The organism is Paenibacillus sp. WLX2291, assembly GCF_046603665.1.
Lineage (GTDB): Bacteria > Bacillota > Bacilli > Paenibacillales > Paenibacillaceae > Saccharibacillus.
In genome coordinates this window covers 2,250,465-2,274,716 of the sequence record NZ_CP176755.1, presented here as the reverse complement: position 1 = coordinate 2,274,716, position 24,252 = coordinate 2,250,465, and the positions used below count along the sequence as shown (strand labels likewise).

The following is a 24,252-nucleotide window of genomic DNA, read 5'->3' as shown; positions in this document are numbered from 1 at the left end:
CCAAAGGAACAGCGACATTGGCTTTACCGTTAACTGTGAATTATTTATCATACTAATGAGGTGATTAATAGTGAAAACGACAATTCTGTTAGAGGACAAAATGGTGCCCGTTTACTTTAACGCCGATAATACACAGCCAGTATCCAAATTATTGCGATTGTTGCGCAGAACCCTTGAGAGTAAAATTACAAACGGCAAAAAGATGATTAAAAACTGTTTGAACACTGTGATCAGTATCGAGGTTATCGGCTCCGAAGCAATCCTGCATACTTACCGTGAAAGTGATACGCTTGCATTATCGCTTTACTGAGTTAGATCAAAGAAAGAACATACGTATTACGTTGCATTGACGGGCCTGGGAACCGGACTGATTTTCCGCACGGCCCTTTCTGTTTTTGAGTGAATAGAGTCAACATACATAATAAGATAGGATGCAATCCCAATGCCGAATTTCTGTCAATCCATCATAGGAGCAGGAATTCGGCATTTTTATGTCAAACTATCAATTATACGTAAAATCTATGTTACTATGGAGACATACCGAATGAAGAACAAGTTAACTTTAAGTAATTTGGTGTCTTTTCAAAAGAAATAACCGTAAAGTTATCTCATAACCAAAAAGTTAGTCTGTATCAAATGTATATTATGTGCTATAATAAGTTTACAAAAGAGGTGATATAGATGGATACATCAATGCTTTGTCCCCGATTTGAAAAAGGGATGCAGATTTTAAGTAAACGCTGGAATGGTCTGATCATTTATCAGTTGTTGAATGGTCCCCAACGCTTTTGTTCGATCCAGTCGTCGCTTCCTGTAAGCGGTCGTTTGTTATCAGAGCGTTTGAAGGATCTGGAGCATGAAGGAATGGTTGTTCGTCATGTCTATCCGGAAACGCCTGTACGCATTGAATACGAATTAACTTCCAAAGGTCTGGCGCTGGAAACCGTAATTCGCGGCATTCAGGATTGGTCCCAAGATTGGGTTCAACCAGCTAGCCAATGCGCAGATACCGAATATAGTGAAGTTGCCAAATAGCAGAAACCTGCCACAATAGAAATAACCGACCTTCCTTAGGGAAAGTCGGTTGTTTTGCGTTAGTATGAGTTGTTGTGATCTTACTCTTCGTATGCTACATATAAAAGGGATCTGCGATTGCTATAGATCCATCATAGATAACATCATCATACGAGATACGAGCGATTCGTTGCATAAGGTTCAGTGGTTGGATTAGGCTGCTAGTGTTGTGGCAGGATGCGATTGCTAGCTGATCAGTGTTTTGGATCGGCCGGCTTCGATTTTTTCCGCTCTGCGAATACGAATAATGAACAGCCGCAACAGATTCGTACGTGTATGTTCATCCGCCTCCCGACCGAGCTTTTCCAGTATAAAACGATCAATAGACATGCCTGCTCACCCCTTTATTCAGTCGCCAAAGTATTCTTTCCGGCAAATGGTTGCCAAAATGTTCCGGTATCCATTAATAACCTTTTCCCCGAAATATTAAACTGTTTTATAGGTTACAATAAGGTTAAAACAGTCCTATTTTTACAGTCTATTTGCCGTCTTGCTTGTGAGCCACACTATAGACTATGGACTTACTTATCGGGTGTAAAACGCTCTGCTTCACTATCCGAAGGATATTGAATACCTGCCGGATAACAGATCAATTCGATCACCATTCCCCATGGAGTACGACCATATACAAACATATTGCCTTCTCCACTCTCAATGTCTCCCGACAGTGGTGACGGCGTGCTTAACAATTCACCACCTGCTGCTTCAAAACGTGCAGCAGCCTCATGAATATCGTCTACATAAAATGCTGCATGCTGCAACCCATAATCGCTCGCAAGCGCAGGACGCTGCTGATGCGTATGCACAAATTGGAACAGTTCTATGCCTGCACTGTGACCGATACTCAGCATGCGAATACGCAGCACTTTGGTTCCTTGTGGCAAACCCAATTTCTGTTCAATTCCACTGCCTTCCTGCGGGGCATCCTTTTGTCCGATATTGTCGTATGCCAATTTCGCGTCAAATGCCTGTTCAAAAAACAAAGTCGCTTGTTCGATATCAGGTACGGTAATCCCAATATGATCAATTCCTCGTGTCATGCCTATCCACCCTTTCGTCTATTTGTTTTATGTTTATGTTATCTGCTTGAAATCATGCATATGGGAAAAACAGAAATACCAGCAGTGCACGCCCGTACGATGGGATAGCACTGCCGGTATACATAATATCGCAATACGATGTATAGCTATGTCCAACTAACCTAAAAATAGTCTATTTGGTGTTGGTATTGTGATTCGTGTTTAGGTGTTGACCTTGTTATTATTAGTTAAAAGAAATCACGGTATTGATGCTGTACGCTGATCCAGCGGGTGCGTGTGAATTTGTCGATTGCCCAGTCGCCGCCAAAACGACCGACACCGGATGCCTTCTCACCGCCGAACATGACATGCGCTTCATCGTTAACAGATTGGTCATTAACATGAATCATACCAGTCTCCATCTGTTGTGCTACCTGATAGCCACGATCCAGATTGGTCGTGAATACAGAACCGCTCAATCCGTATTCGCTGCTATTCATAATGCGTAGTGCATCTTGTTCGTCTTTGGCGCGAATCAGTAAGGCAACAGGACCAAACAGTTCTTTTTGAGCAGCTGGATTGTCTTCTTTCACTTCGCTCAGTACAGTTGGTTGCAATACGCTACCGTCGGCTTTGCCGCCATACAGCAGTTTTGCGCCATGCTGCTGCGCTTTGTCGATCACTTCCAGCAGGCGTTCCACTTCTTTTTCATGAATAAGCGGACCGACAACTGTTTGTTTGTCAGATGGATCGCCATATGGTAATGCTTTCACTTTGGCTACAAATTTATCAGTAAATGTATCGTAAATGGAATCGTCGATAATGATTCGGTTCAGCGCCATACAAATCTGTCCTTGGTGGAAAAACTTGCCGAATGCCGCGGCTTCAACAGCGCGATCAATATCAGCATCGTCCAGTACAATCATGGCATTATCGCCACCTAGTTCCAGCGCGACGTCTTTCAGATTCTCACCCGCCAGTTTACCAATACCGCGTCCAACTTCAGTTGATCCGGTGAAGGAAATCAATTTGGGAATTGGATGTTTCACAAACGCATCGCCAATCTCGCTACCACTGCCGCTTACGACGCTAAGTACGCCTTTTGGCAAACCTGCTTTTTCAAAAATATCAGCAATGAGCAGCCCGGCAGTAATCGGAGTGTCTGAAGCGGGCTTGATGACGACACCATTACCGAGAGAAAGTGCCGGAGCTACAGAACGCATACAGAGATGAAGCGGGAAGTTCCATGGACCAATCATACCGATTACGCCTTTGGCTTCACGAACGACGCGATTTTCTTTGCCTGGTGTATCGGAGCCAATAATCTCACCTTTCGCCCGATAAGGGAAGGAAGCGGATTCTTCAACAACACGACGCGCTGCCATCCATTCACGTTCTGCCTTGATCCGTGTACTACCGGATTCGGTGATTAGTAGCTCTACAATTTCGTCTTTGCGCTCGTCGATTTGTTGAACGGCTTTGTACATGACCTGTGCACGTACGCCTGGTGCGGTCTTCGCCCATTCTTGACCTGCTGTATGAGCTGTTTTATACGCTTTATCCAGATCGTCTTCACTGGATGCTTTCATTTCTACTAGTAATTCTCCATTGTATGGATTGATATTTTTGATCGTTTTATCCGATGTGCCTTCTACCCACTCACCTGCGATAAACTGCTTGTTCCATTTTGCAAATTTCGATTGTACCAGTGTCATGATGTCATCCTCCTTTAAAGTAAGTCCACACGATGCTCTATCTTTATCTGCTAACCGATTAAATAACTATAAGTTAGTACATTACCATTTTAAAAGCACCTGGGTATCCTTTACCCGTATATTACGGAAGACAAACAGTAAGAGGATGATGAGAAGTTGAAGTGGTATAGTGGTACAATGAGTAGCATAAATGACATTAAAATTTCTAATAATGGAGCGGATCAGGTTTGAATGTTTGGCATATACGTACATTACGTACCCTTCACCCGCTTGCCTGGACAATAATTATTGGCACATTATTTGCAAGGATGTCCACGTCCATGAGTCTGCCCTTTCTGGCAATTTATTTGACGACTACGCTTGGGGCAACGCCAACGGCTACCGGTGTGACGGTTGCGGTGAGTTCATTGGTCGGGGTTTTTGCCAGCTTTTATGGCGGGTATGTATCGGACAAAATAGGTAGACAGCGTGTCATGCTGATCGCGATTGTGTGCTGGACCATTGTATGGATCGCGTTTGCCGGAGCGACGGCGGTGTGGATGTTTTTCGTGTTGAATATGTTGAACGGGATATGTCGTTCGTTGTTTGAACCAGCGTCACGGGCATTGCTGTCAGACGTGACACCGCCAGAGCAGAAGGTACTTGTATTCAATCTGCGATATACGGCGGTCAACCTCGGCATTGTAGTCGGACCGTTATTTGGCGTATGGATGGGTTCAAGCACTTCGGGAACGGCTTTTCTAGTAGCAGGCGGGATATATCTGATCTACTCTCTTATTCTCGTACTGCAATTTCGGCGATATCCTGCTGTTGCGGTTGCACAGAAGGGCAATCAAGTATCTACGACCATCACTATGCGCAAGGCTATGCAGGCAGTATATCAAGATTCGGTATTCCGCTATGTACTGCTCGGAATGATCTTTGCGGTACTTGGTTATGGGCATCTCAATTCTACCTTGCCGCAATATATGGCGCTGTTGCCAAATCTATCGGCAGGTGAAGGCAGTCGTTGGTTTGCTTATATGCTCACGCTTAATGCGGTAACGGTGCTAATGATTCAATATCCGTTAATCGGCTATGTATCACACTTCTCTCCGGCGGTATCGTTAATTACAGGCAATGTACTGATCTGTATCGGATTGGTGCTGTACGGGATGTGTACATCGTTGACTGAATTTCTGATCGTAACGATACTGTTCACGATGGGGGAAGTGTTGTTGTTTACGATGATTGATGTGTTTATTGATCGCATTGCACAACCGGAATGGAAAGGCACGTATTTTGTTACGATCGGGTTTAACAATCTGGGCAATGTACTGGCGCCGATTATGGGTGGCATGCTGCTGGATCGTCTGGGAGCGACGCAAGGTGTGTTTATTTTCCTATGGCTGGCGATTGGTTGCGCACCCGGTATTCCGTTGTTCATTGCTGCTTATCGTTATCTTCTTGTACGACAGCAAAAAGAAAGCAGCTGAGATTCAGCTGCTTATTGTCATTTCTGCGGCAACGATTTCTAGAATCGGCTCCTCGCTCCAGCTATTGATAAAAGAGTATACCGACGCATCATCCAGCGTCTGCTGCTCCAGCTCACCCGCTTGTACATCGTTTAGCAAACGTTCGCGTAGCAGCAACCCGCAATATTGGATCGGCAGCGTCCCCATGCCACCAATCTCCTGCCCTGCTGACCGACGATCCCACACCGACAGCGTTTGGTGAAATGTAAACACCGCCTTGCTACCGCTATCGGTTGTAAAATATACTTTCGCCTCGTCCATTAACAGCACGACCTGTTCGATGATTCCATCGACTAACGGCACATCGCCAGCGAATAGGTCATTGCTGATTCGGTTTTTCTTCATGTCGAAACTCCTCATTTCCCTAAACTCACTTCTTCTCTCTCATTCTCTCAGCTCTATTACAATGCACCTTTTTCTTCACCCGCAACGTGGCTAACGAGTAATGGGAACCATTCAGACAATTGGTAAAAGCGGAAGCCTGCATTGTATGCTTTGGATGTATCCATAACCCATGAATCCGGTGCAGCAAATGGGGATTGCTCTGATTCCTCACCTTTACTGGATACAACCGCTTTACAGCCCGTTTCCTGTTCAATCAGATTGATCGTTTCCAGCAAGCTCAGTTCGCCGTCAGAGCGTGCATTGACCGGACCTGTCAGATCGCAATCCAGCCCAAGCCAGTATAGAAACGCTGCTGCTTCTTCCTCATGAATATAATTCATCACGGTATCGGGATTGGAGATCACAATCTTCTCGCCGCGCAGTATGCGTCCTACATGGAAATGGAGTCTTTTCGTATAATCATTCGGTCCTAGCACAATGGGGAAACGCACAGCTGCCACTGGAAAATCTGCCTGCTGGAAAAAGACAGCTTCTACCTGCCGCTTGCCTTCTGCATAATCAAGCTTGGCATCAGGATCTGGATCGATTTCGTAATGATACGTATCCACCTGCTCCTCAGACAGCGATGTACTGCCATAATCGTAAACGGATAGTGAAGAGGTAACGACATAACGCCCTACTTTACCAGCAAATATACTCACTGCTTCACGCGCTTCCTGTGCGTTATAACAAATATTGTCATATACGATATCATACGTTTGACTGCCAATCACTTCACGCAGCGCAGTTGCATCGGTACGATCCGCCACCAAGCGACGCACCTTATCCCCAAAATCATCTTCTGTCTGACCGCGTGTTAACAGTGTGACATCTACTCCCTTGTCCAGCAGCAATTCTACTAGATCTTTACCAAAAAAGCGTGTTCCACCGAGTACGAGTACATTTGTCATTGATTTGCATCCTCCCTGTTCTGATCAGCATACAATAGTGATTGTCTATTGGCTTATGCTATTGCTTCTATACAAGGTAAACGAATCATGGCTGTATTAAGATACGCATGCAGTAAAAACGTGTTATTGTGATTCCAGTTCCAATTGCTTATGTGCTTTCCAGACTAGCGTTACCATTAGAATGTACACAACCAGATTCAGCACTACATACATTAGACTCAGTACTCCAGTTATGACTGTCCAAGCATTCGGCTGTGTAACATCGGCAAATAACCCAGTCAGTAGCGCCAGTACAATTGTCACCTGACAGTAGATAAATAAACGCCAGCGCTTTTGCGCTGTATCTCGCAAATCCGGTTGCAATTGATGATCCGCCATCTGCGAAATGCCAGTACATAGATGATAGATCATATACATTTCCGGCAAAATAACGACGACCGTTAGTACGGTTCCGAGCAGCGACTGATTGGTCATGCCATTACCAGCAGGGATCAGCATCTGAACGATGGATAATACCATCAGAATCAATGCCCCCCATTTTCCTTTACCCAGTATCGGAGATAACGTCTGCATTTTGGTAAATCCAATAAAAAATAACAAATAGCCAATAAGTAATGGTAGATGATCAATCCAATCACCAGTCAATCCCGACACACTAAAGATGGAAGTGATCAGCCCTAATCCCCACTGACACAAAAATCCCCAGAAAAAATACAAAAAGCTCATTCCTGCTCCCCTTTCTTTTCTCTTCTTTTCCGTGCATATGACTCTGTTATATACCTCATTCATCTCATAAACCGTTATAAACCCGATCAAATGCATGGAATTGCTATGCAGTTATAGCAAGAGCATATAACAGAGGATCACAATGCTGAACTTTCTTAGTGTACCACCGCTTGAGCGGTTTTCCAAAAGCAAAACATAACCGCCCGGTTTGCACGGTTTTGGCTTCGTTATCGTTCCATACTATGAAATGGTATAGCCAAAACGTATAACCACATTACGACAGGATCATGTAATATCATAAGCAACCACAGCGATCACATGCTGAATCGCTATCACATTCATATCTCAGGAGGAATCAATTATGCCAAGAGTACTTAGCAGCAACCTCGGTTACCCACGTCTCGGTGAACATCGCGAATGGAAGAAAACACTGGAAAGCTATTGGAGTGGGAAAAGCGACAAAGAAACGTTCTTATCCACAATGAAGGAATTGCGTCTGAATCATCTGCGCAAGCAACAGCAATCCGGCATCGACCTGATCCCGGTTGGCGATTTCTCATATTATGATCATGTACTGGATACAGCCGTTACATTCGGTCTGGTGCCATCCCGTTTCGGTTATAGCGGCGGCGAAGTGACATTGGAGCAATACTTCGGTATCGCCCGCGGTACGAAAGACGCAGCAGCTGGTGAAATGACAAAATGGTTCAATACGAACTACCACTATATCGTACCGGAACTGAGTGGTCTGACTCCGCAATTGACGGAGAACCGTCCGTTGAAGTTGTATTTGGAAGCGAAGCAAGAGCTGGGTATTGAAGCGAAGCCAGTCATTCTCGGTCCGTATACGTTCCTCAAATTATCCAAGGGCTACGAAGCTGACGAATTCGCTAGTTGGCTGAACAAACTGGTTCCACTGTATGCACAAGTATTGAGCGAGCTGAATCAAGCTGGCGCAAACTGGGTGCAGATCGACGAGCCATCGTTGGCACTGGACGTATCCGCTGATGAATGGACACTGGTGCAGGAAGCATACACCCAGCTCAATGAAGCTTCCAAACAGACCAATTTGCTGCTGCAAACGTATTTTGAAGGTGTGGACGGATTCGGGAAATTGATCGATCTGCCGGTACAGGGAATTGGTCTGGACTTTGTATACGGTCTGGAGCAGAATCTGAATTCCCTTGATGATTGGGGCTTCCCTGAAGATAAAGTAATCGGTGTCGGTCTGATCGACGGTCGTAACATCTGGCGCTCCAATCTGGAGGAGAAGCTGGGTCTGATCAACGTGATCGCTCAAACGGTATCCCGTGACCGCATCTTGCTGCAACCATCTGCCAGCCTACAATTTGTTCCGGTAACAACGATTCACGAAACGTCGCTAGAACCAGTATTGCGCGATGCACTTGCCTTTGCCGATCAGAAGCTGGAAGAACTGGCGCTGCTAACTCGTGCTGCCAATATTGGCGGAGCTGCTGTGCAATCGGAATTGGATCAAAGTCGTCAAGCGGTATCTCGTCTTGCTTCTTCCGAATGGCGTACAGCGCTGGAGCCGGATTCGCAGCAAAGTGCTGACCGTAATGTACACTTCGACGAGCGCCGCAGTATTCATGATGAGAAGTGGAAATTGCCTGTGCTGCCAACTACAACAATCGGAAGCTTCCCGCAAACGGTAGAAGTGCGTCGTGCTCGTCGTCTATGGAGAACCGGTGAATGGACACCAGAGCAATATGAGCAATTCGTACAAAATGAAATCCGTGAATGGATCGATATTCAAGAGGAACTTGGTCTGGATGTACTGGTGCATGGTGAGTTTGAACGTACCGATATGGTTGAATTTTTCGGTGAGCAGCTAGGCGGATTTGCTTTCACCAAAAATGGCTGGGTGCAGTCGTACGGTTCGCGTTGCGTCAAACCGCCGGTTATTTACGGCAATGTGCATTTTATCGAGCCAATGACAGTCAAAGAAACAAAATACGCGCAATCACTAACTTCCAAGCCGGTAAAAGGCATGCTGACCGGTCCGGTAACGATTCTCAACTGGTCGTTCGTTCGTGACGATATTGCGCGCAGTCAAGTATCATATCAAATTGCCCGCGCGATCTCAGAGGAGATTCTGGCGCTCGAAGCTGCCGGTATCGAGATGATTCAGGTGGATGAGCCAGCATTGCGTGAAGGTCTGCCACTCAAACGTTCCAAATGGCAGGAATATCTGGATTGGGCAGTTGGCTCTTTCCGTCTCTCCACTGCTGCGGTGAAAGAAACGACCCAGATTCATACGCACATGTGCTACTCGGAATTCCACGATATTATCGACGCAATCAAAGCGATGGACGCAGACGTGATCTCGATTGAGACATCACGCAGTCACGGCGAGCTGATCTCTTCGTTTGAAGTGCACGGGTATGACAAAGGAATCGGTCTTGGTGTATACGATATCCACAGCCCGCGTGTACCGGCAAAAGAAGAAATTGTACAATTGATTGAGCGCGCTCTGCGTGTTCTCGATCCGAAGCTGTTCTGGATCAATCCAGACTGCGGTCTGAAAACACGTCAACATCCAGAAACGGTTGCCGCCCTGAAGCTGATGGTTGAAGCTGCTCACGATATTCGCCGTCAACTCGGTCAGGAGCAAGAAGTGAACGTATAAGTTCATCGTTTTGATGAATGCAGGTATGCTATGATTGGTTATGAATATAAAGAAATCGGCAGCGACTCAAACAGTCGCTGTCGATTTTTCATTCTAGTATCCAATTTGTGCACTATCCTCGCCATGACTCTATTCATCATACAAAACGTACGCTATTTCTGGCTGCATCACCGTAAAACCTGCCATTTGACGTAGCTGGTAGCGAATCGGAGCGCTACCAGCCATCATGATGATATTTCGTACATCGCTGTTCTTTTCCACTGGCAATTGAAAGCATTGCACATACGCAAACACTTCACACAATGTTGTATAAATCGCATGAAGCCGCCTATCATTCGGTCCTCGCCCGATCAGATTCATAATGATATAACCGGAATCATGTAGCTTGCTTCGCATCAGATACAGACATTCCATCGAAACGAGATGCAGAGGCGTGCCGGTTTCGCCAAACGCATCCAATACGATCCCATCATAATGCTGATCCGGCTGCATCGACAAAATGCCGCGCCCATCTCCGATCAGAATATGTTCCGCGTTACAGCCAAAATATTTTACACTCAGACGCGCTACCTCTACATCCAGCTCAGCAATCTGTACGTCACGATCGGCAAAATAATTCCCTAGCGTACCAATCCCCTGACCGATAATGTATAGCCGCTCAAGCTCCTGCACATTATGTTCCAGCAGATGAATAATCGCACGCGGATACTCAAAGACGATTCGTTGTGGATCATTGAGATCAAGCGCTCCCTGCACATCTGTATTAGCAAATTGCAGCACGCGAAAATGACCCTTTTCCCCATATAGTCGATCCGTTTCGTACACAATAATCTGCTCATACGCACTGGATTGACGATGTAAAATATTCACGACGGCTGTCTCCTTCGCATAACAAGTATAGGATATGTAGTATCCAGTAAGATAATATCCAGTTAGGACTGCTGTTCAAGCATCATAAATGACGTAGTTAATACAAAAGGTGCATCACTGAGCATATCAGCAATGGCACCTTCTGTTCCAGTATATTTGATTTTGCTGACATATGTTCTATTACGATTGTACCGGTTCTCTTGTCCGCCATACATACAGCAATAGTCCAACAATCGGGATCAAACCGATCCAAGCCAAGCCTGCGGGCTGACGCTGCATACGCTCATCCACATGAATCGCATAGACAGACAATACAGTCAGTATCACAAAATCAATCGTCATCGTATGCACAAATGCCGATGTATCAAATGCCTGGTGATATGCCGCTCCATGACCGCCAAGCAAACCATATCCCATCACAAACATAGTCAGTATTAGCAAAATCCAGTGCGTAGCCGTTCCTTCGGTGCTTCGGCGAATCGAATCTGCTGTACGGATGCGGTGAGTACGTTCTGCCCATTTTCCAGAAGCAGTTAGAATAAAATACGGCAACAAAGCAAATGCACCGAGTGCAAACGATCCGATCACAAACGGCCACGCGGGCACTACACGATCATCCGTGCGCAGCAGCAGACACGCATACGATAACGGAAATAAACCGAGCAACGTGAACATCGCCAGCAAGGACGGCTCATCTGATTGCAAAGTTAATAAAGATCGCAAGTACGGATCAGGACCGACGGTGTCCGGTGCCAGTAAAAACGCATATCCGATAAATCCAAGCCAGACAATCAGCAGTACATAGCGCATGTACGTTCCTCCAATGTGTTTGATACACGACCTTCTTAATAGAAAGGTAGATTGAGCAAACAGATAGATAGTTTCAGCAAATACGTATACTGCCTTTATTACCCTGCATGTATTAGCAACCAATCACTGGATTTTAATATCGTTTCCTACCTATGTTGATGTGAAGGATTGCCTTTCTGTATCGCTACAGATTGCCAATATATTAGCGAAAAGGAACCGTGATCAGATACCCCGTGTAAAAGAATGTCTCCCGTAATAAAAACGGAATTTTGCTGTTTAGACTGGTATAAGCAGATGTTGTCGTTGGCGAGGAGTAGGCTTTCAGTCCGTCGATCTTCGCCATCAGCATCGCCCGCTTCATATGCAGTGGATCACTGACGATGGTCAGCTTTTGCAATTGATGTGCGCTGGCAATAGTGGCAGCATGCTGGATATTTTCCGAAGTGTAGCGAGATGTAGTATCGGTGTAGATATCGGCGGGTTTTACGCCTTTACTGATCGCATACGTACGTGCTACTTCCGCCTCGGACGGTTGTCCATCTTCATCTGTACCACCAGTAAAGATCAGCTTGGACGCCAAGCCTTGTTGATATAGCCAAATCCCATGATTGATACGCTCGCGGAATACAGGCGAAGGCTGACCATCGGTTACGGCTGCACCAAGTACAACCGCAGCATCTGTTGTCGCCACCTGATTTTTACCCGCAAAGCTCCAAATGGAATAAGCAGAAAAGGCAAACAATGCGATATAAGCGATCAATATAGCGATACATACGCGCATCGCCAGTCGAGTATAAATCTGTCGTTTGTGTTGAGTCGATTCAGGCATGATTGATTCTCCATAACAAATGTATTGTTGGAATGACCGTCGATCCTTCTACGAAAAGCTGCACATGGATCAACGAAAACAGTCCCTATGTATTATCCGGCATTTACAACAAAGTTGCAATTCATGAGTAGGATAACAGTGCATAGTGGACATAATAAAGCGACGATCCGAAAGCTGGAACGCCGCTTGCTATTGCTATTGCTATTGCTATTGCTATTGCTATTGCTATTGCTATTGCTATTGCTATTGCTATTGCTATTGCTATTGCTATTGCTATTGCTATTGCTATTGCTATTGCTATTGCTATTGCTATTGCTATTAAATAAAACTATTGGCTGTTCACTTTAAACAAAGTAATGACTAGGTTGATGGTTTATCGCTAATATTTTATAGCGTATAGATCTCCTGATTGCGTGCCAGAAACTCCTGACGGCGGCGGTTCTGGTCGATCTGGCTGCGCAGATAGCGTTCGTTCAGACCGTTGCGTGCAAAGTCAAAGTCCGCTCCACTTGCCGCTTTTGCCCGATCAATGACCTGACCGAGATGGTAACTGGCGTGCTCTACCAAATGATAAATATCGTGCACATGATCTGGCTGAATACGCTGCGGATGCTCCAACAGACGATTGACCGATTCAGTCCACGAAGCCAGCTCCGCATCCAAGCGTGTAATTACTTCTTCTGGCTGTTCATACGTATCGGGAAAGTAATGGGAAAAGCCAGATGGCAGCAGACTTTCTCGTTCATTTAGACGAAGTACACTGCGATGAATATGCTCGGCAACATGCAGCACAATGCCACCGGTTGTATTGGCACCGGGATAAGGCTGTGTCCATAGCTGTTCCTGAGTCATATGTTCCAGTGCAGTCTTGCATTTGTTACGGTACAGGTCACACATTCGATGAACAGAAATCTCTACAAATAGCGGGCCAAACTGGGCATTTTCCATTGTCTTTCCTCCTTGTAAGTAAAAGTATGTTCTCAGTGTACACCCGGATTCTGTTCCTCGCCAATGTCTATTTTGTGATATTTGTTTACATGAATGTTACCAATTTGTTGACAATTAATTGGATGAGCACGGAATGTGACATGATGATCTAAAAATAAGGAAGAATAGGTCTGTACACGTTTCTGTTATTTTATACTCTATACTTCATCATGAATGTTAAAATATACCAGTAAATACTTCACAAACTATTATGATACGGAGGCTCACACATGAACAATGTACTTCGTCAAAGTTTGCTATCGGCACTGACTATCTTGCTGATGTTTGGTGGAATCTCGTTATTCGCTGCCCCAACTTCTGCTGCTACAGGCTTTTATGTAAACGGTACCAAATTATACGATTCTACTGGTAAAGTCTTTGTGATGCGCGGGGTTAATCATTCGCATACGTGGTTCAAAAATGATCTTAACGCCGCCATCCCTGCTATCGCCAAAACCGGTGCGAACACCGTACGTATTGTGCTGTCCAACGGCGTACAATATACTAAAGATGATGTGCAATCCGTCAAAAATATCATCTCGCTCGTCAATCAGAACAAAATGATTGCTGTATTGGAGGTGCATGATGCTACCGGCAAAGACGATTATGCTTCACTTGATGCTGCCGTCAATTACTGGATCAGCATCAAGGATGCGCTGATTGGCAAAGAGGATCGCGTGATCGTCAATATTGCTAACGAATGGTACGGCACGTGGAATGGCAGTGCATGGGCAGACGGTTACAAGCAGGCAATTCCCAAACTACGCAATGCCGGAATCAAAAATACACTGATTGTCGATGCCGCTGGCTGGGGACAATACCCGCAATCTATCGTTGATTACGGTCAAAGTGTATTTGCCGCTGATACGCTAAAAAATACGATTTTCTCCATCCATATGTATGAATATGCTGGTGGCACGGATGCTATCGTCAAGTCCAATATGGAAGCTGTACTGAACAAAGGTCTGCCGCTGATCATCGGCGAATTTGGCGGACAGCATACGAATGGCGATGTGGATGAACTGGCAATTATGCGCTATGGTCAGCAAAAAGGAGTCGGCTGGCTCGCTTGGTCATGGTATGGCAACAATAGCGATCTGAGTTATCTTGATCTCGCTACCGGTCCGAACGGTACATTGACTACATTTGGCAATACGGTAGTGAACGATACCAATGGTATCAAAGCAACATCCAAAAAAGCTGGCATTTTTCAATAGAGATTCTGTTTTGTTGGATCAACTATTATCCGATCAAACGTATAGATGGTGATCGGATCGTGAATATTTGATATTCGGATTCTACTCAAAGCTGAAATGAAAATAGAATATTCCTCATTTGTGTTCATTCCCATCCCCTGTTGATGTATAGACAACAGGGGATTTTAAGATAAATGGGACAATGATCATGATCCATTTCTGCACTCATCCCGTAAATCATTGGTAAATGTACACAGACAATTGCCTACCAATCAGGCTATAATAGACAGGATTGATTTGTACATATTATTTGTACCGGACAAAAGGAGGCTCATGATGAATATCCATCCACTGGATAACAGCCATGCCGAAGCATACCGCCAGCTTCGATTAGAGGCACTGGCGCAGTATCCGGAAGCATTTGCTTCTAGTTATGAAGAAGAACAAGCATGGCCGCTTGATCGGTTCGCCCATCGGCTCGGCACGGAAGGACGAGTGACGCTTGGTGCCTGGTTGGAACAGGAATTGATCGGCTCGGTGACGCTGATTCCACAAAGTAAAACCAAACTCAGCCATCGTGCCAATATCGTGGCAATGTATGTCAAGCCGGAGCAACGCGGCTCAGGCATCGGTCGTCGGTTAATGGAGGAAGCGATTGCACAGGCACGCCGCACAGGTGTGATTGAGCAGCTGTATTTATCCGTGATGGCACATAACGAGCCTGCCAAACGCCTATATATGGCACTCGGCTTTGAAGCATATGGCAAAGATTGGCGAGCACTCAAGATCGATAATACGTATCATGATGAGGAATTAATGGTGCTTTTTTTGTAATCGATAACATATACATTATCTTTTCATAAATACAGCAACAACCGGCGATTGGACAGATATACTGTGTCCACAGATTGCCGGTTGTTTAGTATGTAAATGGATCATCTAAGGCTAAGTATGATCTATTTTGCAGTATAGCCCATGCGTTACTTCCGTTAATGCACATCGTCATTTCCCATATATTATATATTTATCTTTTTATTAGAAAATCACTAATTTTCATATGATTTTAGATGCAATTATGACGGTGTTTTTTAAACAACGACTATGATAATTTATAAATCAGAAAGCGCTTTCAATATTTAAAAATTCATTATAAAGGAGAATATTATGACAAAACGCAGGTCCAAATCGCTTCTCTCCTTCACGATGGCTGCTGCCTTACTCGTATCGCTGCTGCCTTCCTTTGCTTCAGCTGCAAGTACCGAGGAACAAGTTCCTGTACAACCAAAAGCCGCCGCTGTTAGCGTGCAATCGTATGTCGATGCTATGCAGCCGGGTTGGAATCTAGGCAACTCGCTCGATTCTGTCGGCGCAGATGAAACGGCATGGGGCAATCCGCGCGTTACACAGGCTCTTATCAAACAGATCGCTGCTCAAGGCTACAAAAGTATCCGTATTCCAGTCACCTGGGACTCCCATATCGGTGCTGCTCCCAACTATACGATCGATCCGGCTTATCTGAATCGTGTGCAAGAAGTAGTTAACTGGGCATTGAACGAAAATCTGTACGTCATGATCAATGTGCATCATGATTCCTGGGTTTGGATCAGCAAAATGGAATCCCAGCATGATACCGTACTGGCGCGCTACAATGCTGTCTGGAAACAGATCGCCGACCGCTTCAAAAATACCTCCTCCAAGCTGTCATTTGAAAGTGTCAACGAACCGCGCTTTACCGATGGCGGCACAACAGATGAAACAAAGCAACAACAATTGCTGGATGAGCTGAATGTATCCTTCCACAAAATCGTACGTGCTTCTGGCGCACAAAATGCAGCCCGTCCACTCGTTCTGTCGACACTGGAAGCATCGCCAACACAGACTCGTATGACCGCACTGTATAACACTATTTCCAAACTGGGTGACAGCAATATTATCGCTACTGTCCACTACTACGGCTTCTGGCCATTCAGTGTGAATATCGCAGGCTACACCAAGTTCAATAGCGAAGTGCAGCAGGATATTACGACGACTTTTGACAATGTGTACAATACATTTACCGCAAAAGGCATTCCGGTCATTCTTGGTGAATACGGTTTGCTCGGCTTTGATAAGAGCACTGGCGTCATCGAACAAGGTGAAAAGCTGAAATTCTTCGAGTATATCGGGTATTACACCAAGCAGAAGAAGATCGCTACTATGCTATGGGACAACGGTCAACATTTCAGCCGTACTGCCTTCACGTGGTCTGATCCTGAACTGTTCAGTATGATCAAAACAAGCTGGACGACACGTTCCGCTACTGCCGAAAGTGATCTGATCTATGTTAAAAAAGGCACAACCATTCAGGATCGCAAAATCAACCTGAATCTGAACGGCAATACGTTCTCTTCTCTGAGCGCAGGCAGTACCGTTCTGCAAAAAGGCACGGATTACGACATCAGTGGTAGCGTGCTGACGATCAAAGCAGCACAACTGACCAAACTGGTCGCTTCGGGTAAATTGGGAACAACCGCTACATTAACTGCCAAATTCAACAAAGGCGCGGATTGGAAATTCAAAGTAGTGCTGTACAGTACACCAACATTAAGCAATGCACAGGGAACGACTAGCTCGTTCAGCATTCCAACGCAATTCAATGGTGATCAACTGGCAACGATGGAAGCCACTTACGCTTCCGGCGGCAATGCTGGTCCACAAAACTGGACTTCCTACAAAGAATTCGAAACCGCCTTCAGCCCGAACTATAGCGGCAACAGCATCAAGCTGCAACCAGCATTCTTTAACGAAACGCAGGACGGCGTCGTCAATCTGAAATTCTACTTCTGGAGCGGCGAAACCGTAACGTACAAAATCACCAAAAATGGCAGCACTGTAACAGGTACGACTTCCTAAACAAGCGATGTCTGTATCGACAGTGTGGCTGCTTTAGCTTATGTTCATCTTAGAATATATATGTGCTGTATAGCATCATTACTTGAGATCAGTAAGAACATTCAATGTTATGCAGCAAGTCATACAACAATTTATGCAGAAAGTTATGCAGAAAAAAGATCGCATTAAGATTACAATGCGATCTTTTTTGTTTTACTGCAAACTATACATTTCATAAGCGCATAAGCAAATGATAGCGCGTTATCCTTGAGGAGTCAGGAGTGGAGATTTACGATTTACGAGATGAGTTACGAGATGAGTTACGAGATACCGAGATATTCCTTCAATCCGTCGACGATCGCTTGTGCTACCTTATTCTGAAAGTCGTCCTGTACGATGATCGATTCTTCCGTTTTGTTGGTTAGGAAGCCGATTTCCAGTAGCGCTGCGGGCATCGTCGTTTTGCGAATGACGACGTAGTTTGCCTGTTTGGAGCCACGATCTTTGAAGCCGGTCGCTTCCAGCACATGCTTCTGAATAATGTCGGATAGTTTTTTACTACGCGCTGTATCAGCGTAGAATGTTTCTGTTCCGCTGGCGTTTATATTCGGTGCGGCATTGCCGTGAATCGACAAAAATACATCTGCATTCGCCTGCTCAGCAATTTTCACCCGATTGTCCAGCGGGATAAACGTATCATCGGTACGCGTCATGATGAGGTCGATTTGCGATTCTTTTTTGAGCAGAGCGGCAACTTTGTTGCCGACTTTCAATACGACATCCTTTTCTAATACGCCGGTGATGCCAACACCACCGGAATCCGTATCACCGTGACCCGGATCAATCACGACTACTTTTTTCCCGTTGGTACCGATCGGTTTCGTGTTGCTGCTAGTGTTCAGATCGACGAAGATCAGATTGCCCTGTGCATACGTAGTGAAGGACTGACTTTGATGCAAATCAATTACGAGACGCACTTGTGCTGGCGTTGTGCTGTATATAGAATAGCGAATTTGTTTGACAACAGTCGAATTAGGGACAGCGAGTGTCTGCACATCACCCTGCTCCAACACTTTTCCCTGCAAAAACTTATCGCTAAATGTAGCACCCGGCAGATCAATAACAATTCGATTCGGATTCGTCAGCACCGAGCTTTGCAGCTTGATTACGGCATTCGCCGAGATCAGCAGACGGTTATCGCTAAAGCTGACCGCATCTACCTGCGGCGTTGCCGTAGCAGCACCATCGTCCGTTGTATCGCCATCATCATTCATACCGGGCATAGATGACATATTACTTTGCAAAGATACGGTTTTGGAAGCATTGTCCCATTGTACGTCCAGCCCCATCTGCTCGCTAACGAACCGCAGTGGAACGTATGTAACACCGGATTGAATAAATGAAGGCTGATCCAGTGTAACCTTACCATTCGAGCTATCTGCGGTATTGATGCCGATTGTCATGGCAAGCCGCGATGCCCCATTGCTTACAGTTACTTGCTGATTGCTCTTGTTCCAGATTACCTGATAGCCGAGGTTTTCTGAGATGACGCGCACTGGTACCATCGTGGAGCCGTTAACGGTCATGACGTCTTTTGCTCCGGTCAGCGTCTGATCATTCAATATAATCGTTGTTTGCGTAGATTGCGCCGCAGCCGATGCAGGCAATGGCATGCTGAACAGTACTAACAACAACAAAGGTAACAACCATTTCCTTTTTACGAATAGCGGATATTGCAGAGACGTGAGCATATTGTCATCTTCTTTCCTGTGAATTTGAACGATGAGGATATCCTGTCCAGTTGTATGTATTGCAGCATTTGTTAAGTTAGACTCATCCTTATTGAAAAAGTTTCCCACAGGCAAAAAATATACACTATGCCAATTCATTTGCATAGTGTATATCCAAAAAATTTATGATTTGTTTATGATTTTGCTTGAATAACTTGAATACTATGTCACTTGTTACTCAAGTATGCTCTGCTGCATCCAGTTGCAATTGTTCAATATGCTGCACCATGCCGGAATAGCCTCTCACTGTACGCGAAATAAAGGACAATACCAGATCGCTCCAACCGTAAATATAAAAGGTTCGCATATCCTCCGGTGGCACCATCGCGTTACGGTACGGTGCAATATCGATAATAAATGCTTTGGCATTCCGGTTGATCTGATGACGATACGTTTGCAGTTCTTTGTAAAATTGGCTACCGTGATTTTGCTGCTCGTCGGTGATCATAATAATCTGATCGACCACTTCCTCATCATGGATCAGCTTGCGCAATGGAGCACCCGTATTCGTACCGCCGCGTGCGTGAATACGTGCTGCCTGTGACATAATGGATTCATGGCGTGAAGGCTTGGCATCCTGCACGAATGTATCGAACAGCCAGAACAGCGAATTGCCGTTGGTCTTTTTGTATAATGCCAGTGCAAAGACCGAACCAGTCTGCAAATACTCGCCAACCATCGAACCAGAAATATCCAAGAAAATCGCTGTCCGTCCCGGCAGATCGGGCAAATTGGCAAAAGTTAACTCCACCGCCTGTTCCAGCGGTTTGCGCAACGCCTCATTTTCCACTTCATGAAAAGCCTTCACAAAACGGAATGGCAGAATGCGTGATTTGCTCAACGCTTCAGCATCGGTCAACCGTTCAGTAACATAGTTCAGGTTTTGCTTTTTCACTTTGGTCACATACGTTTTAGGGTTCCATACCCGCTTACCGGATGTTTTCAGCTCTAGTTTCCCTTCGTGAACATGACCACCGAATACGCCCTGACGCTCCAGTGTGTTGAGATGACGAAGCAGCGCAAATGCAGGCATCTGCTTCATCAGTTCTTCCCACACTTCAACGCTCGGTTGAAGCACACTCGTCACCGTCTCGTAGGGCAGTTTGCCTTGACGAATCCAGTATATACGTTCCTGATCGTTTTGTGATCGTTTAAGCTGTTCCAATGCTTCCAGTTGTGGCAAATTGGTCAAATCCGTTTCATGCCCGCGTACATATCGGTACAGCGCTTGTTGCTGGGCATTGTGAGGCTTTGGATGAGCGGTAGCAACCGCATCACCAAGCGAGAAGCCGCGTCCACGTCCATTGTATTTGAGCGCCCAGTATTCACTCATACTGGATAAAAAGGCGGCAACCTGTCGCTTAACCACGCGTCCACCCTGCCCGCGACCTTGACCACGCAAAATGGTCATAAAGTCTGCCAGATCGGATGGGATTTTCACCACATGCGGAAATGTTTGAGCAAACAATGTCGGCTGGGCAGCAGACAGCAGTGCCAGACCATATAGAGGTTGCAGTCGCATAAAGCCTTTGTCGCGTGCATAGACAAGCGCCCGCGCCATAAACTCTGGATGTAGCTCCAGCATCAGTTCATGCATGCTGTGCGCTTCGTTAATCAACTCTCGGCTATCCGCATAAAACGTATTGGCAAATGTATTCGTCAGCAGGAGCTGCACATACTCTTCCTCTACACTACGGTTATAGGCAGGATACGCTTCACGATTGACGGTTGGCTTGGATGGTTTGAGGTCTAGCATTTTCTTGGCACGACTCATGATATATTCCTCCTTGTAGAGCGTGTATGTTTTCAACATTCTGTTGATCTATTGGTAATGGCGCGTTGGCAGTATGTAAGGAATCCGAGGAAACAATGGAAAAGGCGTTTGGCGTCAAGCTGACAGCTATGAGCCAGTAAAGCAAAAGTCGAATTCAGATCGAAGTAGCCCTTTCCGACGCCTCGGACGGTATATCGTTATCGTATTGTTTGAAAATAGGTGGTGCCTGTGCAGTGACAGGGCACCGTTGTACTTGACATAGTATTCGCAAGTACAGGCATTGCTACATTTCGTGCTACTCATTGTGTCTACTTTACTTGCTACAATTGCTTCCATGTCTTCACGCTACACTTGCTTTTACAATCTACATGTTCGTATTCTATGATATGCAAATCTGCACGCTCCGTTATTGATGACGTGCTATGTGTGATGCTTCTGAGATGAAGCTAAACAAAAAGCATATCCGAGGAAAAAGGTGAAAAGGTCCATTACCGCTCTACCATCTGAGCTATTCCGCCACATACGGCGGAAGCCGGACTCGAACCGGCGACCGGTCGATTAACAGTCGAAGTAACCCTTTCAGGCGCCTCGGATATCACATTTGCTGTGTTGCATGGCACTGCATTATATTGCTTGTGTATTACTTACGTGTGACTTACTCAGTTGCTATATGTTTTTCTGTATTGCTTGGCGTTTCTTTGATGTCCTTATCTTCGCATATCCCCAAAGTCGTCAACAGGGCGAAAGTATGGCGAAATCGAATTTGTTTATATTTTTACCTATTTCGATTGGCGCTGGTGCATGATTGCAATGTAACGATTTCTAATTACAGCCCTCTTTGCTACAATATGCTGTACAGCTATACCAGCATGGGAGGAACATGAAGATGGCAAGAGAGAGCTTTGATAAAGAAATTCAATTTTTACGTCTGTTGGCACTGACAGGCGGCGCATTTGACCGTCAGCAGTTCGCTGGACGCCTAGGTATTTCTGTACATACATTTGATAAAACGATCCGACGACTAAAAGAAGTGAACGGTGAACATGATCTGACCGATCTGTTTCGCTATCGATATGCCGATTCCGCAGAACCGGTACTGATGTTTCTGTTTCGCGCCAAATCGATGAAAGAATCAGAAAGTCGTCGCTTGCCAATTTTGCTCTCTTCGCTCAAGCAGCAAGACCGGACTGCCGCCGAACTGCTGGATGCGTGCGATGAGCAATTGGCGGAATATGACTTTGCGCCACCGGATGAGAAAACGATTCGTTCTGATCTGCGCTATTTGGAGGAGATTGGCGTCATTCGCCGTCAGCCAGGTGGACGACCGTATCGGTATCGTCTGAATCACGAGCTGACAGAATGTTTATCGCAGGAAGAGTTAATCGAGCTGTATGAGTTTGTTGATGTGATGGCAAATACGCGGATTCCATCAGTGCAGGGCTATCTGCTACGCGATAATTTAAAAAAAGCGCTCAAAGCAACGATTCCGGCAGAACAGTGGGATGACACGCTATTAGAGCCATTTGGTTATCGATATCATTATGACGCGCGCATTCTGGATGAGGCGCATTTGTACACAGTGCTGCGCATGATTCGTGAGCAACGGTATATTTCATTTCAATATTATTCGCCTAGCCGCAAACGTTCCTACGCTGCACGTCATACGAATCCATTATTTGCACCAGAGCAGGAGCCGCGTCGTCAGCACATATTGCCGCTTCAAGTAGTATACGATCATCAATATGGGCGCTGGTATCTGATTGGAACACTGGAAGGCGGGCGAATTGCCAAGTTTCGTATGGATGGCATGGTCGATCTGAACGGTGAACAAGCGGCGGACACGGAGCTATTTCAACAGCGTTTACAACAAATTCAGCAGAAAATGCAGTATAGCTGGCTTGTTGATACCGGACCTCCGATTACAGTGAAAGCGCGCTTCTTCAAACCGGCATTTCCTGCCAGCGATTTTATCCGCGAACGGGTGATGATGCAGGGACAATGGGGCAGCATTACGGAAGAAGATCAGCATAGCTTTGTATTTGAAATTGTTGTGAATGGCTGGGTGGAGATTCGTCCGTGGCTACGCAGCTTTGGCTCAAGCTGTGAAGTACTGGAACCGAAGGGCTTGCGACAATCACTGATCGAGGAATGGAAGGAGTTGCTGGATTACTATGAATCTGTTTGAGAAAATATTCAGCTACCAGCTCTCATCGCGACTGGAAGAAAATGATCTGTATACTCTCACCTCACAAGAGCGTTCATGGCTGCGCATGATGCTGTCTCATCCGGCAGCAGCCCATGCTTTTGATGAGGAGACACGCGCTCGTTTGGAGCAATGCACTTTGGATGACGAACCACCCGTACTAGAGCATACGCTGATTGAAAAAGCAGGTACAACTGATGGGCAAAGCTACCTTCCTTGGCTTCGTCCATTGCGCCGCATCATGCGTCATCGTCAGGGCATGCTGCTAGGACGACTAAACAAATATGGCGAACCAATCGCACCACAGCCGGGCATTCCATGGCGATTGGAGTATTCGATGGCACGACGCGAATGGTATCTATACTGGTTCAACGTAACTCGCTTCGCTCCGATGATTACAAGACTGGCACATCTCCAATCGGTAGAGCAGCATGAGATGTCAAACCGAACGTACAAAAAGGCAAAGGAACGAATGGATAACTTTGTGCAGATGGATCGTCACAAAGCAGTCGTGCAGGTAGTGCCGACCTACAATGAGGAATTAACACGAATTTTGCACGCTTTTTCCTGTTTTGATAAAAAAGTAGAGTTTGATGAGAAGCTGCATACGTACTGGATTCACGTTCATTTTACGGGGAGCGAAAGTGAGTATGTACTGAACCGACTACGCTTTCTCGGCAAACGGGTGAAGGTGGTAGAAGGGGATCATCTGAAACGACGTATGCGCGAGACAGCGCTACGGGCATTGGCTCGTTATGGCGATGTGCATGTCGAGGAATCGGAGCAGATCGAGGATGAAGCATTTCGCGAATGATGTCATTGCGTATGCTGAAATGTATAGCAAAGTAACAGCCGGAGCGATACACCATGGAGTTGATTCCATAGTGTATCGCTCCGGCTGTTTTATTTCGTTATTTTATTTCGTTTTT

The 24,252-nt window shown here is 45.7% G+C and carries 22 protein-coding genes and 1 tRNA gene; 10 read left to right on the top strand and 13 right to left on the bottom strand.

Translation table 11 applies throughout. The features are described from left to right. Positions 1–70 precede the first annotated feature (70 nt). Together ACDE64_RS09855 and ACDE64_RS09850 are read left to right on the top strand one after the other, a co-directional pair. Positions 71–310, top strand: a complete 240-nt coding sequence (locus ACDE64_RS09855) for a hypothetical protein (RefSeq protein WP_367056988.1) — start codon at positions 71–73, stop codon at positions 308–310. A gap of 371 nt (positions 311–681) precedes the next feature. Beyond that, complete coding sequence (locus ACDE64_RS09850) at positions 682–1,035, top strand: winged helix-turn-helix transcriptional regulator (protein ID WP_411346292.1); 354 nt, start codon at positions 682–684, stop codon at positions 1,033–1,035. A 225-nt stretch (positions 1,036–1,260) separates the two neighbouring features. Here the strand turns inward: ACDE64_RS09850 and ACDE64_RS09845 are convergent, their stop codons facing one another. From ACDE64_RS09845 to ACDE64_RS09835, 3 genes are all read right to left on the bottom strand, one after another. Further along, a complete protein-coding gene (locus ACDE64_RS09845; protein ID WP_411346291.1) occupies positions 1,261–1,404 on the bottom strand; it encodes a hypothetical protein in 144 nt (47 codons plus the stop codon). A gap of 191 nt (positions 1,405–1,595) precedes the next feature. Next, positions 1,596–2,114, bottom strand: coding sequence for a VOC family protein (locus ACDE64_RS09840; protein ID WP_411349858.1), 519 nt, complete (start codon positions 2,112–2,114; stop codon positions 1,596–1,598). A gap of 227 nt (positions 2,115–2,341) precedes the next feature. After that, a complete protein-coding gene (locus ACDE64_RS09835) occupies positions 2,342–3,808 on the bottom strand; it encodes an aldehyde dehydrogenase family protein (RefSeq protein ID WP_411346289.1) in 1,467 nt (488 codons plus the stop codon). Positions 3,809–4,050: 242 nt separating this feature from the next. Between ACDE64_RS09835 and ACDE64_RS09830 the strand changes: the two genes are divergently transcribed. Beyond that, on the top strand, positions 4,051–5,283 hold the full coding sequence (locus tag ACDE64_RS09830) for an MDR family MFS transporter (protein ID WP_411350261.1): 1,233 nt from the start codon (positions 4,051–4,053) through the stop codon (positions 5,281–5,283). A gap of 3 nt (positions 5,284–5,286) precedes the next feature. On the opposite strand, the gene ACDE64_RS09825 is transcribed toward ACDE64_RS09830, so the two are convergent. From ACDE64_RS09825 to ACDE64_RS09815, 3 genes are all read right to left on the bottom strand, one after another. After that, the gene (locus ACDE64_RS09825) at positions 5,287–5,667 is read right to left on the bottom strand and encodes a hypothetical protein (protein WP_411349857.1); all 381 of its coding nucleotides are present in this window, start codon (positions 5,665–5,667) and stop codon (positions 5,287–5,289) included. Positions 5,668–5,723: 56 nt separating this feature from the next. Beyond that, positions 5,724–6,617, bottom strand: coding sequence for an NAD-dependent epimerase/dehydratase family protein (locus ACDE64_RS09820; RefSeq protein WP_411349856.1), 894 nt, complete (start codon positions 6,615–6,617; stop codon positions 5,724–5,726). A 123-nt stretch (positions 6,618–6,740) separates the two neighbouring features. After that, positions 6,741–7,343 (bottom strand): hypothetical protein, encoded by a 603-nt coding sequence (locus tag ACDE64_RS09815; protein WP_411349855.1) that lies wholly within the window; start codon positions 7,341–7,343, stop codon positions 6,741–6,743. Between the two features lie 361 nt (positions 7,344–7,704). On the opposite strand from ACDE64_RS09815, the gene metE reads away from it, so the two are divergent. After that, positions 7,705–9,993, top strand: a complete 2,289-nt coding sequence (metE, locus tag ACDE64_RS09810) for a 5-methyltetrahydropteroyltriglutamate--homocysteine S-methyltransferase (protein ID WP_411349854.1) — start codon at positions 7,705–7,707, stop codon at positions 9,991–9,993. A 129-nt stretch (positions 9,994–10,122) separates the two neighbouring features. Here metE and ACDE64_RS09805 read toward each other — a convergent pair whose 3' ends face one another. The 3 genes from ACDE64_RS09805 to ACDE64_RS09795 all read right to left on the bottom strand — a co-directional run bounded on the left by ACDE64_RS09805 (position 10,123) and on the right by ACDE64_RS09795 (position 12,502). Then, complete coding sequence (locus tag ACDE64_RS09805) at positions 10,123–10,863, bottom strand: spermidine synthase (RefSeq protein WP_411349853.1); 741 nt, start codon at positions 10,861–10,863, stop codon at positions 10,123–10,125. Between the two features lie 180 nt (positions 10,864–11,043). After that, positions 11,044–11,673, bottom strand: a complete 630-nt coding sequence (locus ACDE64_RS09800; RefSeq protein ID WP_411349852.1) for a hypothetical protein — start codon at positions 11,671–11,673, stop codon at positions 11,044–11,046. Positions 11,674–11,875: 202 nt separating this feature from the next. Continuing rightward, complete coding sequence (locus ACDE64_RS09795) at positions 11,876–12,502, bottom strand: YdcF family protein (protein WP_411349851.1); 627 nt, start codon at positions 12,500–12,502, stop codon at positions 11,876–11,878. 123 nt (positions 12,503–12,625) lie between these two features. Here ACDE64_RS09795 and ACDE64_RS09790 point away from each other — a divergent pair, with 123 nt between their 5' ends. Further along, positions 12,626–12,850 carry a hypothetical protein gene (locus tag ACDE64_RS09790; protein WP_411349850.1) on the top strand — a complete coding sequence of 75 codons (225 nt, stop codon included), beginning with the start codon at positions 12,626–12,628 and terminating at the stop codon, positions 12,848–12,850. A gap of 39 nt (positions 12,851–12,889) precedes the next feature. Here the strand turns inward: ACDE64_RS09790 and ACDE64_RS09785 are convergent, their stop codons facing one another. Then, entirely contained in the window at positions 12,890–13,450 is a 561-nt protein-coding gene (locus tag ACDE64_RS09785) for a DinB family protein (protein ID WP_411349849.1), read from the bottom strand. A 269-nt stretch (positions 13,451–13,719) separates the two neighbouring features. Here ACDE64_RS09785 and ACDE64_RS09780 point away from each other — a divergent pair, with 269 nt between their 5' ends. The 3 genes from ACDE64_RS09780 (at position 13,720) to ACDE64_RS09770 (ending at position 17,577) form a co-directional block, all read left to right on the top strand. Continuing rightward, on the top strand, positions 13,720–14,706 hold the full coding sequence (locus ACDE64_RS09780) for a glycoside hydrolase family 5 protein (RefSeq protein WP_411346280.1): 987 nt from the start codon (positions 13,720–13,722) through the stop codon (positions 14,704–14,706). Positions 14,707–15,018: 312 nt separating this feature from the next. Further along, a complete protein-coding gene (locus ACDE64_RS09775; RefSeq protein ID WP_411349848.1) occupies positions 15,019–15,519 on the top strand; it encodes a GNAT family N-acetyltransferase in 501 nt (166 codons plus the stop codon). Positions 15,520–15,849: 330 nt separating this feature from the next. Beyond that, positions 15,850–17,577 (top strand): cellulase family glycosylhydrolase, encoded by a 1,728-nt coding sequence (locus ACDE64_RS09770; RefSeq protein WP_411349847.1) that lies wholly within the window; start codon positions 15,850–15,852, stop codon positions 17,575–17,577. A 299-nt stretch (positions 17,578–17,876) separates the two neighbouring features. On the opposite strand, the gene ACDE64_RS09765 is transcribed toward ACDE64_RS09770, so the two are convergent. From ACDE64_RS09765 to ACDE64_RS09755, 3 genes are all read right to left on the bottom strand, one after another. Then, complete coding sequence (locus ACDE64_RS09765) at positions 17,877–19,307, bottom strand: N-acetylmuramoyl-L-alanine amidase (protein WP_411349846.1); 1,431 nt, start codon at positions 19,305–19,307, stop codon at positions 17,877–17,879. 217 nt (positions 19,308–19,524) lie between these two features. After that, entirely contained in the window at positions 19,525–21,120 is a 1,596-nt protein-coding gene (locus ACDE64_RS09760; protein WP_411349845.1) for a TROVE domain-containing protein, read from the bottom strand. 523 nt (positions 21,121–21,643) lie between these two features. After that, positions 21,644–21,708, bottom strand: a tRNA-OTHER gene (locus ACDE64_RS09755). A gap of 298 nt (positions 21,709–22,006) precedes the next feature. Between ACDE64_RS09755 and ACDE64_RS09750 the strand changes: the two genes are divergently transcribed. Next, a complete protein-coding gene (locus ACDE64_RS09750) occupies positions 22,007–23,305 on the top strand; it encodes a helix-turn-helix transcriptional regulator (RefSeq protein WP_411349844.1) in 1,299 nt (432 codons plus the stop codon). After that, positions 23,292–24,137, top strand: coding sequence for a WYL domain-containing protein (locus tag ACDE64_RS09745; RefSeq protein ID WP_411349843.1), 846 nt, complete (start codon positions 23,292–23,294; stop codon positions 24,135–24,137). The genes ACDE64_RS09750 and ACDE64_RS09745 overlap by 14 nt, the downstream gene beginning before the upstream one ends. Positions 24,138–24,252 lie beyond the last annotated feature (115 nt).

Bases quoted from the DNA above. Each gene is read 5' to 3' on its own strand.
- ACDE64_RS09850 (WP_411346292.1), top strand. From the start codon at position 682: ATGGATACATCAATGCTTTGTCCCCGATTTGAAAAAGGGATGCAGATT.
- ACDE64_RS09845 (WP_411346291.1), bottom strand. From the start codon at position 1,404: ATGTCTATTGATCGTTTTATACTGGAAAAGCTCGGTCGGGAGGCGGAT.
- ACDE64_RS09840 (WP_411349858.1), bottom strand. From the start codon at position 2,114: ATGACACGAGGAATTGATCATATTGGGATTACCGTACCTGATATCGAA.
- ACDE64_RS09835 (WP_411346289.1), bottom strand. From the start codon at position 3,808: ATGACACTGGTACAATCGAAATTTGCAAAATGGAACAAGCAGTTTATC.
- ACDE64_RS09825 (WP_411349857.1), bottom strand. From the start codon at position 5,667: ATGAAGAAAAACCGAATCAGCAATGACCTATTCGCTGGCGATGTGCCG.
- ACDE64_RS09820 (WP_411349856.1), bottom strand. From the start codon at position 6,617: ATGACAAATGTACTCGTACTCGGTGGAACACGCTTTTTTGGTAAAGAT.
- ACDE64_RS09815 (WP_411349855.1), bottom strand. From the start codon at position 7,343: ATGAGCTTTTTGTATTTTTTCTGGGGATTTTTGTGTCAGTGGGGATTA.
- metE (WP_411349854.1), top strand. From the start codon at position 7,705: ATGCCAAGAGTACTTAGCAGCAACCTCGGTTACCCACGTCTCGGTGAA.
- ACDE64_RS09800 (WP_411349852.1), bottom strand. From the start codon at position 11,673: ATGCGCTATGTACTGCTGATTGTCTGGCTTGGATTTATCGGATATGCG.
- ACDE64_RS09795 (WP_411349851.1), bottom strand. From the start codon at position 12,502: ATGCCTGAATCGACTCAACACAAACGACAGATTTATACTCGACTGGCG.
- ACDE64_RS09790 (WP_411349850.1), top strand. From the start codon at position 12,626: ATGAGTAGGATAACAGTGCATAGTGGACATAATAAAGCGACGATCCGA.
- ACDE64_RS09785 (WP_411349849.1), bottom strand. From the start codon at position 13,450: ATGGAAAATGCCCAGTTTGGCCCGCTATTTGTAGAGATTTCTGTTCAT.
- ACDE64_RS09780 (WP_411346280.1), top strand. From the start codon at position 13,720: ATGAACAATGTACTTCGTCAAAGTTTGCTATCGGCACTGACTATCTTG.
- ACDE64_RS09775 (WP_411349848.1), top strand. From the start codon at position 15,019: ATGATGAATATCCATCCACTGGATAACAGCCATGCCGAAGCATACCGC.
- ACDE64_RS09770 (WP_411349847.1), top strand. From the start codon at position 15,850: ATGACAAAACGCAGGTCCAAATCGCTTCTCTCCTTCACGATGGCTGCT.
- ACDE64_RS09765 (WP_411349846.1), bottom strand. From the start codon at position 19,307: ATGCTCACGTCTCTGCAATATCCGCTATTCGTAAAAAGGAAATGGTTG.
- ACDE64_RS09760 (WP_411349845.1), bottom strand. From the start codon at position 21,120: ATGAGTCGTGCCAAGAAAATGCTAGACCTCAAACCATCCAAGCCAACC.
- ACDE64_RS09750 (WP_411349844.1), top strand. From the start codon at position 22,007: ATGGCAAGAGAGAGCTTTGATAAAGAAATTCAATTTTTACGTCTGTTG.
- ACDE64_RS09745 (WP_411349843.1), top strand. From the start codon at position 23,292: ATGAATCTGTTTGAGAAAATATTCAGCTACCAGCTCTCATCGCGACTG.